General features: G+C 58.8%; 10 protein-coding genes and 2 pseudogenes. 3 read left to right on the forward strand and 9 right to left on the reverse strand.

What is annotated here, in order from left to right:
• Positions 1 to 152: 152 nt before the first annotated feature.
• Together HNQ71_RS22420 and HNQ71_RS22425 are read right to left on the reverse strand one after the other, a co-directional pair.
• Positions 153 to 1,754 (reverse strand): ABC transporter substrate-binding protein, encoded by a 1,602-nt coding sequence (locus HNQ71_RS22420; RefSeq protein ID WP_184874792.1) that lies wholly within the window; start codon positions 1,752 to 1,754, stop codon positions 153 to 155.
• 859 nt (positions 1,755 to 2,613) lie between these two features.
• Positions 2,614 to 3,303, reverse strand: a complete 690-nt coding sequence (locus HNQ71_RS22425; RefSeq protein WP_246461797.1) for a gamma-glutamylcyclotransferase — start codon at positions 3,301 to 3,303, stop codon at positions 2,614 to 2,616.
• 302 nt (positions 3,304 to 3,605) lie between these two features.
• Between HNQ71_RS22425 and HNQ71_RS22430 the strand changes: the two genes are divergently transcribed.
• Positions 3,606 to 5,348: an adenylate/guanylate cyclase domain-containing protein gene (locus tag HNQ71_RS22430; protein ID WP_184874794.1), complete on the forward strand. Its 1,743-nt coding sequence runs from the start codon at positions 3,606 to 3,608 to the stop codon at positions 5,346 to 5,348.
• A 373-nt stretch (positions 5,349 to 5,721) separates the two neighbouring features.
• On the forward strand, positions 5,722 to 7,437 hold the full coding sequence (locus HNQ71_RS22435; protein WP_184874795.1) for an adenylate/guanylate cyclase domain-containing protein: 1,716 nt from the start codon (positions 5,722 to 5,724) through the stop codon (positions 7,435 to 7,437).
• On the opposite strand, the gene HNQ71_RS22440 is transcribed toward HNQ71_RS22435, so the two are convergent.
• The 6 genes and pseudogenes from HNQ71_RS22440 to HNQ71_RS22465 form a co-directional block, all read right to left on the reverse strand.
• On the reverse strand, positions 7,353 to 8,051 hold the full coding sequence (locus HNQ71_RS22440; protein WP_246461807.1) for a tetratricopeptide repeat protein: 699 nt from the start codon (positions 8,049 to 8,051) through the stop codon (positions 7,353 to 7,355). The two genes, HNQ71_RS22435 and HNQ71_RS22440, sit on opposite strands and share 85 nt — an antisense overlap.
• A gap of 1 nt (position 8,052) precedes the next feature.
• Positions 8,053 to 8,325 (reverse strand): annotated as a pseudogene (locus HNQ71_RS35855) (pyridoxamine 5'-phosphate oxidase family protein); the annotation flags it as partial.
• Between the two features lie 204 nt (positions 8,326 to 8,529).
• On the reverse strand, positions 8,530 to 9,057 hold the full coding sequence (locus tag HNQ71_RS22450) for a flavodoxin domain-containing protein (RefSeq protein WP_184874798.1): 528 nt from the start codon (positions 9,055 to 9,057) through the stop codon (positions 8,530 to 8,532).
• A gap of 153 nt (positions 9,058 to 9,210) precedes the next feature.
• Positions 9,211 to 9,537: pseudogene (locus tag HNQ71_RS22455) on the reverse strand (divalent metal cation transporter); the annotation flags it as partial.
• Between the two features lie 383 nt (positions 9,538 to 9,920).
• On the reverse strand, positions 9,921 to 12,620 hold the full coding sequence (locus tag HNQ71_RS22460) for an adenylate/guanylate cyclase domain-containing protein (RefSeq protein WP_184874800.1): 2,700 nt from the start codon (positions 12,618 to 12,620) through the stop codon (positions 9,921 to 9,923).
• Between the two features lie 28 nt (positions 12,621 to 12,648).
• Positions 12,649 to 14,427 carry a peptide ABC transporter substrate-binding protein gene (locus HNQ71_RS22465; protein ID WP_184874801.1) on the reverse strand — a complete coding sequence of 593 codons (1,779 nt, stop codon included), beginning with the start codon at positions 14,425 to 14,427 and terminating at the stop codon, positions 12,649 to 12,651.
• A gap of 776 nt (positions 14,428 to 15,203) precedes the next feature.
• On the opposite strand from HNQ71_RS22465, the gene HNQ71_RS22470 reads away from it, so the two are divergent.
• Positions 15,204 to 16,973 (forward strand): peptide ABC transporter substrate-binding protein, encoded by a 1,770-nt coding sequence (locus tag HNQ71_RS22470; RefSeq protein WP_184874802.1) that lies wholly within the window; start codon positions 15,204 to 15,206, stop codon positions 16,971 to 16,973.
• 538 nt (positions 16,974 to 17,511) lie between these two features.
• Here HNQ71_RS22470 and HNQ71_RS22475 read toward each other — a convergent pair.
• Entirely contained in the window at positions 17,512 to 18,852 is a 1,341-nt protein-coding gene (locus HNQ71_RS22475) for a cation diffusion facilitator family transporter (protein ID WP_184874803.1), read from the reverse strand.
• Positions 18,853 to 18,854: the final 2 nt, after the last annotated feature.

Raw genomic sequence — 18,854 nt, forward strand, 5'->3', positions numbered from 1 at the left:
GAAAGCGCAGTTGATGAAGTCGTGCGAGACTCGCTTCAAAAAAGTCCATCGGCCGACACCTTCAGCGATTCACGGGCTGACGCACGCGCGCGCAAGCGCCGGTCGATGCGAAAACGATGAGAATGGCCATGGCCAAGCGGCCCCGCGATCCCTTACTTTAAGCCAAAACCTCTGATCGCCCACGGGATGCTGTACCAGAAGGCGGTGTAGCCGGTGAGCCTGTACTTGTTGTTGATCGCCATCGCCGAGGCGGGCCAGAAGATCGGCACGAGCGAGACGTCCTCGTTGGCGATCTTGAACACGCCCTTCAGTGCATCGGCGCGCGCCTTGGGGTCGGCGTTTTCGTTGGCGATCTTCAGGAAGGCATCGACTTCGTCGTTCTTGAAGTTCGATGCGTTCATGCCCTCCTTCACTGCCGTCGCACTCGAGAAGAACAGGTAGGGATAGTTGGCCGCATCGGCAAAGTCCGGATAGTACGCCGAGATCTGCATGCCAAGATTCTCATGCCGAAAGTACTGCGCGAGCCAGGTGTTGTTATCCATCTGCTGGATGCTTGCACGGATGCCGATCTGCTTCAGGTTTTCCACCACCGACTGCATGATGTTGACCATGTAGGGATCGTCGGTTGATGCGGGAATGGTGATGTCAAAGCCGTCCGGATGGCCGGATTGTGCCAGCTCGGCTTTCGCCTTTGTCAGATCAAATGGGTAGCTCGGCAAGGTAGCGTAGAACGCGCGGACCTCGTCAGGAGTTAGAACTCCGGACCATATCTCGGGCGGGTTCAATGCCGTCGCCGCCTCGCCGTTGCCCTTGAGGAGCGCCTTGACCAGGCCTTCCCGGTCGACGGCATAGGCTACGGCACGGCGCACATGGATATCGTCGAACGGCGGCGTCGAGTGATCGAGAGTGAGCGCGAACACGCCGAGCGACGGCTTGGTGACAATATCGACGTTGCTTAGCGCCCTCCACTGGTCGACGTCGGAGATGGCGAGATCGAAGGTGCCGTCGATGTCGCCGCTCTGCATGGCCAGCAGCCGGGCCTGCCGATCTGGGATCGCCTGGAAGGTGATCCGTTTCACCACTGGCTTCGGCCCCCAGTAATCGTCGCGCGCTTCGAGGATGACATGATCTGTCGGGACGAATTCAACAAGCTTGTAGGGGCCAGTCCCCAGCGGCAGAACCTCAGGCGTTCCGATGTTCTTGTCTGCGAGCTGTTCTTTCTTGAAGACGAAACCCGCCATGTGAGCGGCCGTGTAGGCGAACTGGACATTCGGCGCCTTCAATTTGACGGTCACCTCATCGGGAGCCGTCGCCTCGACAGTCGCCACCGAACTGTAGAAGGAGGCGAGCTGCGAGCCGGAAGCCGGGTTCATGTGATACTTGAAGGTGGCGAGGATATCGTCAGCCGTGAACGGACTTCCGTCACCGAATTTTACGCCGCTCCGCAGGTGATACTTGATCGTCGTCGGATCGATCTGCTCCCACTTGTCGGCCGATGCGGGTTCGAGAGCGAGATCGTCGCCGAAGGCTAGCGGCCCTTCCTGGACGAGCGACATGATCGCGCCAGTATACGTCGTCCAGGCATGCGGAACGAAGAGCGTGTCGGGGATGCTGGGCAGCGCCCAGGTGATCGATTCGATCTGCTCTTCTGCCTTTGCCGAAGGTGCTATCGCGAATGCCCCAGTGATGACGAAGGCGGCGGTGAGAGCCACCCAGTTGATCATGGCGCTACGCCGAGTGAACCCCTTTTCCATTTGCTCCCCCTTCGTGCAATCCTGTCGCACAGGCTGTCTGAATGTACGCGATCATTGTCGCATACGCAAAGGAAGCAGCCGTTTATCGACTTAATCGAGGTGTCGCGGATGGGGTCAAAATCAGACCTTCAGCATTAGCCGCGATTGCGTCGTTGGCGCTCCCACTCAACGGGAAACCCACGCACAAACTGCAATTGCATTGAATCCTGCGGAGAAGGTTGGATCCCGGCTCCTCTCCCTCTACCACCCTCACAGTCCAAACAATTCTCTGCTCCGCTGGCAGGCGCTCTGAAGCCCAGCGTTTGCAGGGTGTGTGGCCAAAAGCTGGGGAGTGCCGCCGCGCGTGAGCGTGCAAATTGCTCTCTGAATGCCCATCATTCTCCGAAGCTGGGGAGTAGCTCCAAAAATCCCCAGGTTTTGACAACAGCAATATCAATGCCTTAGCGCCGGCCTTGCTGGGGGCGGTTTTGCGGTTCGCTCGCCTGTCAAGAAGGACCACAACTAAGTCGTCGCTCGCTAGGTCCGGCTTGCGCCAACTACGGACATCGCAACTACTGGGACGTCGTGTTTTGCCCCGGAAGCAGATCGGCGGCTTTCGAGCATCTAGTTGGCAAAAGCAGCCATTCAGCTCACGACCCGAACTGGTCACTCGGAGCTGTCATTGGCCTGATGAGGAACTGACGCGGGTTTTGCCTCGACTGCGCCATTTCCCGACATTCATGGCGTTTCTTCAAACCAGCCGTTCACGCGCTTCGGCAGGTGTCGACCCTTACCGGACGGCTGGTGGTTCGGTAAAGGTGGTAGTTGCGCGGCCTTTCAGTGCTAACCCCGGCCGGTTGTAGGCCCGCCAGCGGCCCCGTCACGGATGCAATGAAACAAGCTTGTCTGCGACAAGCGACTGCAAGTGCCACAAGTTGCGATCCCGAATGCCTAAAGCCTCCAATTGCGAGACTGTGTTGTAGAGATATTCGGCGCACGACCCTCCGTGACCACATGCTTTAGCCAAAATACCGGCCGTCTCATCCGGCGTAAGGCCTCCCACATAGTTGACCCCCTTTCGACTGACGACGAAGGCAAGTGCTCGAAAGCCCCCTTGGGCCGTTTGAACCTGCACCCATCGCGAGGTTTGGGTGGACGGCTTGCTGGAGGGTCTCACGGGCATTTCGCGCCGAACAAGTTTTCCGAGCTGGTCTTCAACGGTATCCTCGGCCAGCCGCAGAACCATCCCCTTGCACTGCCCACCCCTGTCGAGCCCCATCATGAGGCCCGGCTGGTCGAGGGTTCCGCGCCAATCTTTCATGCGAATGCAGAATGAACGGTGCCACCCCCGCACGACGCTAGAACGCTGCTCCACATGCTCCACAGCCGGCTTCCAGAGAAGTGAGCCATAGGCGAAGATCCACACATCCTGTCCTGCAGGACGCGACGCCAGCATCTCCCGAACGGTGGCATTCCACTCGGTTTCGGTATTCCGAACCATATCCTGGGCCGGGCCGGTGTTCTCAATCGCCCGATAGGCGCGCGCGACCAAATCTGCGGTCAGCGCCATTCGGCCTCGCGCTCTCGGCATACGACACCTCTCGAAAAACCCATGTGATGTTAACAGACCTGTGCTGCAACAACACTGTCGCGGCCACACCAGAACTGATGTCCACTTCTGGCGCGAAACGGCCGTCCTACATATGCCCACCAAATTTCGGCTTTGGATCAGAACCGGCGAGGCTCGCATCGGGTTTTGAACCCGGCTCAAACCCTAACCCTTACTCGACTGGCCCATCAGTGGTTAGCGGCATCGGGACCCTATGTGCTACTCTTCCCACCACTCGGTTCCGACTGAGGGGAGGTTCCTTCATGGAGCGCAAGCTCGCGGCCATTCTAGCGGCTGATGTGGTCGGCTATTCGGCGCTTATGGAGCGTGACGAAGAAGGAACGTTCGGCCGAATGATTGCGGGGCGAAAGGAATTATTCGAGCCAGAAATTGCCAAGCGGCATGGGCGCATCTTCAAGCTCATGGGCGACGGTCTACTTGCCGAATTTGGCAGCGTGGTCGACGCGGTGGAATGCGCCGTATCGCTCCAGCGCGGTCTGGCGGAGCGCAATGCAAATGTCACCGATGGCGAACGTATGCAGGTTCGAATTGGAGTCAATCTTGGTGAGGTGATCGTCGACGGAAAGGATCGCTACGGCGAGGGCGTGAATATCGCCGCAAGGCTACAGCAACTTGCGGAGCCCGGCGGCATCTGCGTCTCCGGCAAAGTCGCGCGGGAGGTTGAGAAGAAGCTAGCATTCGGATTCCAAGCGATGGGTGATCAGCTGGTCAAGAATATCGCCGAACCGATCCCCGCCTATCGCGTCGTTTTGGACAACCACCAATCTACGATTTCGGCGGCTCCTCCGCCATCGCTGCCGAACAGGCCGTCCGTCGCGGTGTTGCCCTTTACCAACATGAGCGGCGACCCCGAGCAAGAGTATTTTGCCGATGGGCTTGTCGAAGACTTGATCACAAGCCTGTCAAAGATTCCGGGGATGTTCGTCATCGCCAGAAATTCCACCTTTGCTTACAAGGGTAAGATGACCGATATCCGCCATGTCGCCAAGGAACTCGGAGTGCGCTACGTACTGGAAGGAAGCGTCCGCAGGGCGGCGAACCGGCTGCGCATCACCGGACAGCTAGTCGAAGGGACGGATGCAACACACGTCTGGGCTGACAAGTTCGAGGGAGCCGTAGAAGACGTCTTCGATCTACAGGATAGGCTGACGGAGAGCATCGTCGGGGCGATGGAGCCTAATATCCGGCGCGCTGAGATAGAGCGTGCTCGTTGCAAGCGGCCGGACAGACTGGACGCTTACGATTTCTACCTGCGAGCGATGCCTTATGTTTACGCAAATTCGCCCAGCGACACTACCGAAGCGCTGCGCCTGCTCAATGAGGCCCTAAGCCTCGACCCCAACTACGCTGCTGCACATGGATATGCCGCTTGGGGGCATGAACAGCGCTTCCTTCGCGGTGGCTTCCATCCCGAGGACAGAGCCGCCGCGCTTAAGCACGCCAACATCGCCCTCAGCCTCGGTGCCGACGATCCACAGGCGTTGTGCATTGGGGCCTTCGTGCACGCCAACATTACCCACGACTATGAGAGCGCGATCAGCGCGCTCGACCGTGCACTAAAAATGAACGCCAATTCGGCGCTTGCCTTCGGTTTTAGCGCCTTGGTGCACATGTTTGGAGAACGCTACGAGCGGGCTCACGAAGATGCCCTGAAGGCGCTGCGGCTTAGTCCGTTTGATCCCCTGAATTACCATTCCTATCTGGCTCTGGCTTGGGTGAAATGGTTTGAAGGTCAATTCGCGGAAGCAGCCCGCTACGCGAGCTTGGCGGTTCAGTCGAACGCAGGTTTCAGCCTACTACATGCAACCGTTGTCGCCAGTTATGTGAACCTCGGCCGCCTCGAAGCAGCCCGGGCCGCCGCTGCACGTCTCTTGGAGGTGGCCCCGGGCTGGACGATAGGCAGCTTCGTTCGAATGGAACTTACGCGCCCGCAACTGATGGAGGGATTTGCGTCGGCGCTCCGAAAGGCAGGCCTTCCCGAATAGAAATGGGAGGATGACCCCAAACGAGGATGATCTGGCGCCTGTTCGAGCGGTGAATGAGGCAGATATCGGAAAGTATATATAGAAGTGCCGGTTAAACGTCGGCTTTCGAGGTCGCCAAATTCGGCGCCCAATGGCCGAGATGCGGCGCGAAGCTGACTTTCGCGAAGGTCAGCATCTGGCCCTACGCGGGCGTTAAGGCGCCTAACCGCAAGCGCAGCCGCCGCAGCGGGAGCGACGCTCTGATCATGTCGCATAGTTAGCGGGGCACTCCTGGCAACTGCGAGCTTCAAGGGTTCGCGAAATAGGCACTGGACGAAGCCCCTCCGAGTCGTCAACGTTTGGTCCTACAAATACCTCGGTTCTCGGAGCTGAGATGACCAATTCTGCCGACCAGAAGGTTGAAAGGCGTCTTGCAGCGATTCTCGCAGCGGACGTGGTCGGCTACTCGAGTCTGATGGGCCGGGACGACGAGGGCACGCTCGCCAGGATAAAAAGTCTTCGGCACGATCTGATCGAACCCAAGCTGGCCGAGCATCGGGGACGTGTGTTCAAGACGACCGGCGACGGGCTCCTAGCCGAGTTTTCGAGCCCCGTGGAGGCGGTCCGGTGCGCAGTAGAGCTCCAAGGTTCCCTCACCGCGGAGATGCTTCAGCTTCGAATCGGCATCAATCTCGGTGACGTCATGATCGAGCCAGACGGAGACATCTACGGAGACGGCGTGAACGTAGCGGCGCGTCTCGAGCAATTGGCGGACCCGGGCGGCATTTGCGTGTCGGCCAAAGTCTACGAGGAGGTCCGAGACAAGCTGCGATACACGTACGACGATCGGGGTGAGCATCAGGTCAAAAACATAGCGCGACCTTTGAGGGTTTACAGCCTCTCGCTCCATGGGAAGCTCCCGCGGATGAACGATACGTTCTCCAAAGGCAGCCACCGGCCCGCGGTTACCGTCCTGCCCTTCGTCAACATGAGCGGTGACCCCACGCAACAATATTTCTCAGATGGTCTTACCGAGGACGTCGTGACAGCTCTCTTGCGCGTCTCCGGGACAGTGGTCGTATCAGGAGCTTCGCGCATCGGGCGGCCACAATCCGAACACAGAACGCCTCGGGCCAATCCGACGTTTCTGCTCGAGGGAAGCGTGCGCCGGTCAGGCAATCGCGCCCGGGCTACGACTCAGCTAACGAGCCCCTCGGGGGAGGTGTTGTGGAGCGATAAATATGATTTTGAGTTGAACGATGTCTTTGCAGTTCAGGACGAATTGGCCCGAAGCATAACTGCGGCCTTGAAAATCAAGGTCGAGGAGCATGAACATCACCATGCATTGACCAAGCCGCCGACAAACCTGGATGCCTATGACTACTGCCTCCGGGGACGACAGCTGGGAAGGAGCTTCCACCGCAGCGACCGCCTGCGAGCGCGAAACATGTTCTTATCGGCCATCGAGGCGGACCCCGAATACGCGCGGGGATATATCGAGCTCGCGTGGCTGGATATCCGCAGGCTCAAATGGGGTGAGGCATCCGACCCCGACGCCGCGCTCGCTCGGGCACTGGATGCTGCGACGACCGCGACTACGTTGGACCCGAACGACGCCGACTGTCACTGGATGTTAGGGTTGATTCATCTTTGGAAGCGGGACCACGCAAAGTCGATAGCCTGTTATGAGCGGGCGCGAACAATCAGTCCGAACCACCCCGATCTGCTCGCCGACATGTGCGACATGCTTGGTTATGCAGGGAGACCTGAAGAGGCCATTGAGGTCGGGAAGATGGCTGTGCGGCTAAACCCGAACCCGCCCGATTGGTACCTCTGGGACATAGGTGCGGGCTACTACCTGCTGGGCGATTACAACGAGGCGATGCACTACCTGCAAAGGATAGCGCAGCCAGGACCTGCCTACCGGCTTATTGCGGCAACCTATGCCCGACTCGGGCGACCGGACGATGCGAGGCAGGCAGGCGCCGAACTGCTGAAGATAAATCCTGAGTTCTCGATCAGTCGCTACGCAGCCCAGGCTCCGTATGCGAATCGAGAGGATCTCGATCGGTATTTGACCGGGCTGCGGATGGCGGGCCTTCCGGAATAGACTTGTGGAGGTCTGCAAATGGCGGCGCAATGCAGACGTTCGCGACCGTCTGCCGGAACGGCTTGTGCTGCCGCAGCTCCAAACCAGCCCAGTCGTTTTACTGCATATTGCTGGGAAAAGGGATTGCCGGTCTCAAGCTCTGCTTCCAGGCTCGTAATGGTGACGTCCAGCGGCAGCGCAGCGACACGGACACCGTCATTCAGGCCCTGCCGGACGCTTGCATGTTCATGATCCCATTTGAACGAGAGGTGTAAGGTGTCGGGAAGGTTTTCGAGCCCTTTCTGGCCTACACCCGGTCGGAACTTCAGTAGCATTTGCCTCGCTTCTTCTCGGCGACCGAGCTGCGCCAGCACGGAACTGAGAGGTAGAAAGAGCGCAGTTGCGTCTGGGTTTCGGCTGACGCCTTCTCCGAACACCTCAGCCGCTTGTTTCAGATCGCCCATTGCAAAAAGCGCCAATCCACGAGCGAGAACGTAGTGGCTTGGATAGTTCGGGTTGAGCCGCATGGCGGTCGCGACGAAATTCAGCGCCTCCGGAGTGAGGCGTCTCGCTGCCAGGTTCCCACCAGTTGGGTCGCGCTTTCTGCAACAGCGACCATGCATGGTCGCGCTCATTCTGCCGGGGGCCCGCTTCGGAGAGTTCTTCGTAACGACCGAAGGCAATGACACTGCACCAGCTGCGAGGGCTGCGAATCTCGTCGACTTCGAAGCAAACCTGAGGATGTCCCCGCATCGCCCAGACCTTGTGACCAATCAGGGAGAAGCTGTAGATGTGGCCGCCCTCGTAAACGAAGCTGATTGGCACGACGTACGGCATCCCGTCTCTTACGCAAGCGAGGCGCCCGACCCGGCTCGCGGCCAGGTGCATCCTGCATTCTTGGGCGGTCATCTCACTGATGATCACGGGACTCCCCTGGTGAAAGAGCCAGCTTCGCTCTGTGCATCTCGATGCCGCTGAAGCGGACTTCTTGCTTCCACTGGATTCGCGATCGCTCGCGGGGGCTACTATACGCCATATTCCATGCGCCACGCCGGCAAAGACGGCGAAGGGTGCGCCGATGCAAGCGCTGCGCGGACTCAGGCGCCTCCTTGTTTAGCCGGCCGTCTCAAGAAATCGATCAGCGAAGTTAGCGAGTGCGTTCCAGTCAGTGAATTCGTGATCGCGCTCGGGGCCCGGATCGCCGGTCTTCATGACCACGAATTTGACGAACTGCTCCTGAAAGTAATCGTACTTGGTGAAGCGCAAAGCACCCCCGAGAAGGAGGGTCATGCGTGGTCGCCACCCTGTCACGGAGACGAAGCGATCCACATATTTTTGAGCTTCCGTCTTTTGGTCTTGCAACGCCGCCGACAGACTGACGGATATGAGGGCCGCAGGCTTAGTGTTCAGCAGTTCGTGATGCGCAAATACGAAGTTCGTGACGGTTTCCTGGTGGTGCTCCTGGTGGACAGACGCGGCAATGACGAACGCGTCGAAGTGTCCAAGCTTCAAATCGGATGCGAGCGCTGCGCTATCTAGCAGCTCGACTTGGTGCCCGCGCTCGCGAATATGCGTTGCCGTCCGTGCGGCAATTTTCCCCGTCTGCCCTTCAGTCGTTCCATAGACAATCAGGACGTTCACGATGTCCCTCCGACAGCGGAAGAGACATTCATAAGGACGATCGATACGAGCCAACCCGGCATGCCGGTACCTCAATGCTTCGCAACAGCAATTGACCGCATTATAGCCCATGGAACAGGCGCCACGAACCTCTTTTCGCTGCGACCTGGGTGCTTAGAGCACGAAGAACCCGATCGTGGCCAGAGCCATGATCAGCACCGCAAGCCATCCGACCACGACCATCCACCGCGGGGCGGTCAGCCTTCCCATGACGCGCGGGCTACTAGCCATCATCACCATGATTGCCATCAGTGGGACCGCAAGTATGCCATTGATGACCGCTGTCCAGTAGAGCGCGCGGATTGGATCGAGTGCGGTGAAGCTGAGAGCGACGCTGCCGAGGGTCGCTGCGGCAATCGTGGCATAGAAAGCCTTGGCCTCGCCGGGACGCCGATCCAGTCCCTCTGGCCAGCGGAACATCTCCGCGACGGCATAGGCGGCCGAGCCGGCGAGCTCGCTCGCCTGTCAAGAAAGACCACAACTAAAGTCGTCGCTCGCTGTCCGGCTTGCGCCAGCTACGGACATCGCCAAGCCACTTTTGGGCCGGAAGCAGTCGGGCAGCTTTGAGGCTCGGATTTTTAGAAGCGGACCTTCAGGCTCGTCGCGCGCATCGACTTGATCTGACCCGAACCGGTCATTGCCACTGCACGACGGCAGCGTGGCTAAAGTGTGAAAAAGCGAACATCTGGAAAGCCCGCTTCCGGCCCGCCGAAATTGTGCCACGATCCCATTTTCAGCGAACTGGGTCTTCAGGCATCCAGGCCGATCGCCGGTTAAGCCATCGACCACACATTGGAGAGGGTGGCCATGCTCCCCCCGGAAAGTCACTTCCGCAGTGTCTCTATAGCTTCCTCGAGCAACTTGATTGCTTCAGCTCGACTATCGCTATCCAGGGTGGCGACATCAACCTCAAGCCGAAGTCCCTTCTGGATGTGGCAAACCACTCCGGCGCCACTGGGTTGATCTTCGCGGATGCCAAGCACCCGATAGGATGGCACGAGATGTGAGAAGCCCTTGATGGCCAAGGGCGGCAGTTCTTCAGCCTCTATTTCATCTTTGACGAGTGCATAGGTTTCATGCGCCAGCAGAATGCCTCCCAGATCGGCATGTGCCTGAAGGCGCGACGCAAGATTCACTTCGCCGCCAATAATCGTGTAGTCCATCCGATCCTCACTGCCGAAATTGCCGACAGTGCAGTAGCCGGTATTGATGCCCATGCGGAGTTGGAACGGCAGTTCGGCGCCAGCGTTGGCCCATTCTGCGTGCAGCCCCTGCATTCGCCTCTGCATCGCGATCGCCATCCTAACGCATGCAAGCGCATCTTCCTTGGTACCCTTTGACTCGGGATCGCCGAAAAACGCCAAGATAGCGTCGCCAATGTACTTGTCGACCGTTGCGCCGTGCTCTAGCGCGATCTTCGTCATCTCGGTCAGATAATGATTGAGCAACCCCGTCAATTCTTCTGACTCGAGCTTGTCGGTCGTTGAGGTAAAATCAGCGATGTCCGAAAAAAACACCGTGAGCTTCTTTCGCTTCGATGATATCTCGACATTCTGTCTGCCCGAGAAGATGGACGCGTAAACCTGCGGAGAAAGATATTTCGACAGCTTGCTGGACAAGGATTCGAGCATCCGGTTTTGCTCGCCCACACGTTTGCTCGCCTCCTCTGCTAGCTGCTTGGCCGCCCCCGTTGCCATGTGCAGCCGGGCGTTCTCCAATGCGATCGAGGCGAGTTGTCCGAAACGCTTCAACAGCTCGACCTCTTCCTCACCGAATTCGAGAGCGGAAGCGTCGTCATACGCAATTCCAAGCACTCCGACGACCATCTCGCCAGACTTGAGTGGCACGCCCATGATTGCCCTGATAGTGACGTCCAGCTGAGCCGCCGCGGCGGCGCGCCCAGACCAGTTTTGATAATCATTGATCAGAAGCGCTTCCCCTGTATGCCAAACCGCACCAGCCACTCCCTCACTCCTGCTTAGCTTCTGTCCGATGTGGGTTGTGTACACGCCCACCCCGACCCTACGTTCGAGAGCCTCACCCGACTCGTCAACGAGATAAACGTAGCCATGCTCAGTCCCGAGCAATTGAGCAGCTCGAGCCGTAAGGTCCGATAAAAGTTCTGCGAGGTCCAGCCTAGCGATAAGGCCGAGCGAGGTGTCGTGCAAGGCACCCAGATAATCGCTTTGACGGCGAAATCGCCGGGCCAGATTCTCCTGCTCCTTGCGACGGTTCTCCAGATCTCCGAGATTCGCACCCAGCTGCACGGTCATGCTGTTGAACGTCGTTGCCAGTGTTCCGATCTCGTCTCCAGATTCGATCTGCGCGCGCGCTGCAAGATCGCCCCTGCGCACCCGATCAGCCACATTCGTCAATCGCTGCACGGGTCCGGCAATACTCTCTCGAAATATCAAGCCAAGGAGCAACCCCAGCAGGACCGCCGCTGCGCCGACGGACAGTATTATCCTTTGTGCTCCTTCGAGCTGGTCCCTCCCGCTCCCAAGATCGATCTGCAGGCGCCGCTGCTCCTGGGTGGCAACCTTGTCCAATAGTGCAAGCATTCTTTCGGCGATCGGGACAGCTTGCGTGCGGAAAAGATAAAGATCCTCACGGGCATGCTCGCCTTCCACCGCCTCGAACATACGAGCTGGAAGCTCCAGGAAAGCGGCGCGGCTTTTGGTGATCTTTTCGATCAATGCATTCTGGTTGCGCGAAAGTACTGTGCTGCTCTTGGCGATGTCGGACCATGCCGTTTCGTTGATGGTCAGGTTGGCTTCGTACTCGTATTTGAAACTGTCCCTTCCGGTTGTCACGTAGCCGCGCAATCCGGCTACCATTGCGTAAAAAGAGGTCTGAAACGACGCCAACTCGACGAGAAGCGCCGTGTTTGCTGGGCTTGGCTCCTTGTTTTGCTGGGCCAGCATCACCCCCTTGGCCGACGCCACGATATTGCCGATGAGCGGGTTGGCATCCATCACAAGAATCTTGAGCGCCGGCTCTCTGCGCAGCTGATCATCGCGCAGGTCGAAGAGTTGCTCGGGCAGTGGTTGCCATGCCGAGAATTGCTCGGCGATTTCCTGCATGCCCAGCTCAGCACTGCTGCTCCCGGTGATGGCCACCGACTCGCCTTTTGCGCGCAACAGAACGTCTAGTTCATGCATGTCAGACAGGAACGCTTCATTGGCCGCGCGGTAGCCGTCCCGATAAGATTCATCGCCCAGGGCCAGGTAGCCCCTGACTTCGCCCAGCATGCGCAGCAGATTCGCTTGCGCCCGTGCCGATGCAACCGCGCTCGGTGCGCTCAAATTGGTCGTTCTGTTTATGTTGAGGACGGCTTCTATGCTGCCCAGATAGTTCAACCCGACGACGAGCAGCATCAGCGCAACAAGAATACCAAAGCCAACGGTCAGCTTTCCGCCAATGTTGAGCTTTCTTAAGGCCGGCGCGACAGCTTGAGTCAGCTTCTGCCAGGGGGCAAGGTACACTGAGTGACTCTTTGCAATCACCGGATCCTCAGAGGTCATGCCCTCTACCTCCTCCGGGCCCGGCTGCTCACTTCTTACGATGCCAGTTCGCGATATTCCACGTTTCGGCATCCCAAGGCGTGGGATCGTAGCCGACAATATCGTTACCCAAGCCTGAAACATACGCCCACTCGACCAGCGGAACGACCGCGGCGTCGCTGATCAACAGATCGTTCATCGCAACAAAGAGTCCGCGGCGTTTCTCCGGGTCGACCTCGGTCGCCGACGCCTGGAACAGCGCATCATAGTCAGCGTTGCAATAGCGGGCCCAATTCGACCCCGACCAGTTGTTCTGCTTCTGGGCTGCTTCGGCGCAGGTCCAACCGACCATGTAGCTGCCAGGGTCAGGGCTCTTGCCTCCATAGGCAAATTCCTCGATGTCGGAATAAAAATGTCGCCTGGTGTTGGTATTATCCGGGGTCGATCCCAGGAAAATGCTGGAGTCGATCAACTTGCTTTCCATCCGAACTCCAATCGCGGCGAGGTCACCCTTGATAATTTCCTGGGTTGCCTCGCGCACCGTGTTCAGACTCGTCTGAAACGCCAACGTTAGCGAGACACCACCCTTGTCGCGAATGGTGTCGCCGTCGCTGTCCCGCCAGCCAGCCTCGTCGAGCAACGCGCGAGCCTTGTCCAGATTGAATTCCCATTTCGTATTTTGCGAAACGAAGGGGGCCGGCGCCACCAGGAGGTTAGCCGAGGGGCGGCCGGTTCTACCGTAAAGCTCGGCAATTTTCTGGCGGTCGATCGCGGCGGCCAGGGCCTGCCGAACACGCCTGTCAGTCAAGATCAGATGAGGGAACTGCGTGCTCGAGCGTTCACCATCGGCCGTCTCCCTGCCGGGATCGGTGAAGTTGAGCATGACGCGCTCAACATAGGACCCCCAGTACAGGACGACCTTCCCGACGCCTTTAGTTTCAAGCCTTTCTAGATCGGCCTCGCCCACCTGGAGGTTCCAAGCGTAGTCGACGATCCCTTCGCTCAACACGGCATTGGCCGCGGTTCTGGCGTCGCCTCCGCCTTGCAGCGTCACCTCCTTGAATTCCAGGCCGTCACGATCGCGATATTCCGGGTTTGGCTCGAAGATAATCTTGACCGTGTTGACGACATCTTCGCCAATGAGCAGAACATCCTCCGTGCGGAATTCCTTGAGTCGGTAAGGGCCCGTACCTACCGGCGCCAGGTTGACTGGAGCGTCGGCGGCGTTCTTGTTGTTGTATGGAGCAAATACGTGTTCCGGGATAATCATCCCCTGCACGCCGACAAAGGGAAGTGACCATGCGGGATTGACGTTCTTGAACGTGACCTTCACCGTCAGGTCGTCAAGCGCTTCGACCTTCTCGACCGACTTGTACGAGCCGGCGCTCGACGAACCTACGTCCTTGTCGACGATATAGGCGTAAGTGAACAGGACATCCTTCGCCGTGAAGGGTACGCCGTCGGACCATTTGACATCCGGCCTCAGCTTCCACGTCACCGACCTACCGTCGGGAGCGACCTGCCCATTCTCGATCGACGGAATCTCGGCGGCCAGAAAGGGAACCAGGTTGCCCCCGATATCAAAACTCGCCAGCGGCTCATAGACTATGCGACTGGCAGTCTGATCCTTGATGCCGGGTGCCAAATGCGGGTTGAGGGTGCTTGGCGCTTGCCACAAAAACAATCTGAGCGTTTCGTTGCTCAACTCCGCCGGCAGTGCATGTTGGGGGACATTGACAAGGAGAGCCGCGACTATCGCCAAGAACAACGGGCGTATCGAATTCAACGCGTGCGGCGACGCTACCCGCCGCTGGGATACTTCTTGCATTTGCTCCTCCCACCCTATTCCAGCCGCAGTTCTGAAGCCGCCTGCGGGCCCCTTCCTTACTCCACCACGGCGCAAGTTGATCCCAATGCGAGCTCTTGGCAACATCTATTGAGGCTGCACCTGAAGCCCACTCGAACGCGGTAGTTCGCCGGAGAAAGAGTGGCAGCTCTTAGCGCAACTGGGCCGTTTCAAAAGCCACGCTCGGCGCCCCCCGGAGCTGGCGTCTGTTGCGGTCCAGCAGCCGGGCATGCAGCGGCCCCCATTGCGCCAGCGGCCGATACTGCCTGTGCGCGCTATCCGGGCGATTAGCGGTCAGGGCGGATGGACTTTGATGTCGCCGTAGCATGCCCCAGTCGGGCGTTTCGCAAAGTGCTCCCCCAGCGAGCCTCTCCCCGTGGAGGACCAGACCTTCGGCGACGCGACGCTGTGAGAGGTGGGGGAGACGGCTAGCATCCGCTTTTGCGCCATGACGGTTTGCCGCTTAGCCTTCCTCTTGCGGATTGGCGCCTTCTTGAGCGTATAATGAGTCGACAGGGCTTCAGGGAGGGCGCGTCGGCGAAGTCACACGCTGTGCAACCTGACAGAAAAGCAGGGGCCAGCGGAACACGGCGAAAAGCCGCCTTTCACCCAGGCGGCTCCAATACGCCCTTCTCGAACCTAGCGAGTGGGAAGGCGCATGTGTCAATTGCAGCTGGTTGGGCCGGTCATCGGCGGACAACTCATGGGTTGTGGCGTGTGGTCCGGCTTGGTCGGGCCAGAGCAAGTGGAGGGAGAATATGAAGCCGACGCTTTCTGTAGGTTCGATCGTGCGATCGAGCGTTCATCTGGTTTCCGCCGCCGCCCTTTTGATGGTGCTCGTCGCCTCAGCCGGCCCGGCGAGGTCGGACCAACTGGACAGGGATACACTGCGGCTCCTGTTGTGGCAGGCCCCGACGACTCTGAACCCACACTTTGCCGATGGGGGCAAGGACCAAATACCAAGTCGCATAAGTTATGAGCCGCTCGCGAGTTTCGACCGAAAAGGGAATCTTGTGCTGTTCCTGGCGGCCGAAGTACCGACCCTGGAGAATGGCGAGGTTGCGGTCGATGGCAAATCAGTTGTCTGGAAGCTGAAGCAAGGCGTCAAGTGGTCGGATGGTGAGCCGTTTACAGCGAAGGACGTGGTCTTCACCTACCGGTACATCACAAACCCCGATGTCGAGTCCACGAGCGGGGACAACTACAAGATTGTCGACAATGTCGAAGCGCTGGACGACTTGACGGTTAAGGTGACGTTCAAGCGATCAAACCCGGCCTGGGCGGTACCCTTTGTCGGCGTAAGAGGCATGATCTTGCCGGAACATGTCTTCGCTGCTTACAACAATTCGAATGCCGCCGCGGCTCCGGCGAACTTCGCACCTGTCGGCACGGGGCCCTACATCGCCAAGGAATTTCGGAAAGAGGACGTATTGGTGATAGGCGAGGATGTCGTCAACACGATCAAGATCTTCTACGAGCCGAACCCGTTTTATCGCGACGCCGGAAAGCGTCATTTCAAGCGTGTAACTCTTCAGGGCGGCGGGGATGCAACTGTCGCCGCAAAGGCCGTCTTGCGCGACGGCGTCGTTGACTATTCATGGAACCTACAGGTGGACGACGAGACCTTGAAGGAGATGGAAGCCAAAGGGGTTGGAAAGGTCGTACCGCTGTTCGGCGCCTACGTCGAACGAATTGCGCTTAACTTCTCCGACCCCAACAAGGAAACCGCCGATGGCGAGCGTTCGAGCACGCAGTTCGCCAATCCATTCTTCAGCGACAAGCTCGTTCGGGAAGCGTTTGCTTATGCGGTAGATCGGGACAAGATCGCGGCACTTTATGGACGCACCGGTCAGCCAGCGAGCAATCTGCTCGTAGCGCCGACGCGCTACAGTTCCCAACACACCAGTTACAAGTTCGACCTGAGCAAGGCGGCGGAACTACTCGACGATGCCAGCTGGGTGGACAGCGACAAGAACGGGATTCGCGACAAGAACGGCATTGAACTCAGCGTCGTCTATCAAACCTCAGTAAATCCGGTCCGACAAGAGACGCAAGAGATTGTGAGCCAAGCCCTCGAATCATTGGGCGTCCATGTCGAGAAGAAGACGATCGACAGCAGCGTATTCTTTAGCTCCACCAACGAAACGACCAACACCAGCCGACAGTTTTATGCCGACATGGAGGAATATGCTCACGGGAATAAAGTGCCGGACCCTGGCGCGGAGATGAGCGCGTGGATCTGCTCGGAGATCGCCCAGGTGAAGAACGGCTGGTCGAGCAAGAACATTAGCCGATATTGCAACGGCGCCTATGACGCGCTCTACGAGCGATCAACGATCGAAATGGACCCGCAAAAGCGGCAGGAGATTTTCATCGAGATGAACGATCTCCTAGTCCACGATTTCGCTATGATCCCGCTCGTCCACTGGGCCGACACCTCCGGAATTGCCCATGACATAGGCGGATATGATCCCACGTCTTGGGATTCCGAGACTTGGAACATCGCCGATTGGTATCGCAAACTATGAAGCGCCTGGCCGGCTCTTCCTAGAGAATGACCGCCTGCTACCTGGCTGCAAGGGATGCGTGAAAGAGAATTCGAAAATCGTGCGCTGTTGCGGAATCGTGCAGTGGCCCAGAGAGCGCCATGACCGTCCAGCCCAGCCCATCTAACCACCCGGGACCGAAGGTGTTTCTGCCTCGCCTACTATCTGGCGGGCGACACCTCGTGTCGGCTCAATATTGGCGGCAAGCCACCGCTCGGGTTCGGCATTCTCGTACCCCAAAGCCGAACGTTGGTGACGTCGCAGAGCAGGCAGCAATGCCTTCAGAACATCGGTGAGAGAAACCAAGCTCGCAGAAGAGCGTTGGGCGGACCACGCCAGGACGCTCTTCCGCGCTTTGATGGACCGTGAGCGTTGGCGGCACACGAGTGCCATGGTACCTCTTGGGTGCGGGCGGCTTTTAGGCCCAGGATCGACCTTTCGGCCAGTTCCCCGACACTGTCTTGGACCTTGGCCAGGTTCTTGTCTTCTAGTACATCGGCGATCCGCTTCAGCTGTTCGATCAGCCGCTCCGTCTGCTCCCGTCTATCTTGAACGGCACTTCCTGCTGTCGGTCTTTGGCTACCAGGATCAGCTTCGCTTGAAACTCGTGAGGCTCAGCCGGGGCCACGGTGCTCTCAAGACGATGGTGATCGCCGGCGACAGATTGCAGGGGCAGCGTCTCCGGACCGCCGAAGCGGTCAATAATCACGGTGGCCGTCATCAAATCATCAGCATGTTGATCGACCGTGAGGCGCATTCGTTCCCCGGCAGGCGTGTCGACGATCTCCAAAGTCCCGGTAGCCAGATCGCAGGCAACCTTGAAGGGCTCCGGCGCGTGTTGTTCAGCATGCGCAGTTTCCGCGCGCCCTGCACCAGGACCGACTGAACTTTCCAGTCGAATATTCGCTTCCGCCAAGGCCGGCAGGTGTTCGAACAGTTCCGATTTAAGGGCTTCGGTCACACTCATGATCTCTGTGGCCGTCGCCGTGTTCGGCACGCTGATGGCAACGTCTGCATGCAGGCGGTGGCCGATCCAGCGCGCCTGCACACTACGAACCCGCTCGATGCCCTGCACATGCTCGGCAGCATGATGGATTTCATCAACGATGCCGGGCTCGACGCCATCGAGCATGCGCGTCAGCACCGCCTTCGAAGACTGCCAGACGATCGCGAAGATGGCCACTGTGATCAACAACCCGATGATCGGGTCAGCAAGAGGGAAGCCCAACCAGACACCGATGGCGCCCAGCACAACCGCCAGGCTGGTAAAGCCATCGGTGCGCGCATGGTAACCGTCGGCGATCAGCGCTGCGCTGTTGATCTCGCGGCCAACTCGGATACGGAACACCGCGACGAGTTCGTTGCCGATGAAGCCTATGAGGCCGGCGACGGCGACCCAGCCCAGAAATGCGATCGGCCTGGGGTTTATCAGCCGGTCAATCGCCTCGTAGCCGGCAACGATGGCGCTGAACAGGATGATGAGAACAATGATGATCCCGGCCAGATCCTCGACCCGACCGAGGCCGTAGGTAAAGGTCTTACTCGGTTTGCCGCGGGCCAGCATGAAGGCGATCCACAGCGGAATGGCGGTGACCGCGTCGCCGACATTGTGGATCGTGTCGGCCAGCAACGCCACGCTGCCCGAGATGAACACAACCACGAGCTGGAGGGCTGCGGTGATGACCAATATGACGAATGACCATTTGATCGCCCAGATACCCCGGTCGGTCGTCGCGATTGTCGGATCGATGACGCCGTGCGTGTGGCCATGGCCACCGGCATCACTATGATCGTGACCATGGCCGCCGAACCCTAGTGTCATCGGACCGAAGCCGAACCAGTCACGTACCTTGTCCAGCATGG

The organism is Mesorhizobium sangaii (assembly GCF_014207355.1).
Classification (GTDB): Bacteria; Pseudomonadota; Alphaproteobacteria; order Rhizobiales; family Rhizobiaceae; genus Mesorhizobium; species Mesorhizobium sangaii.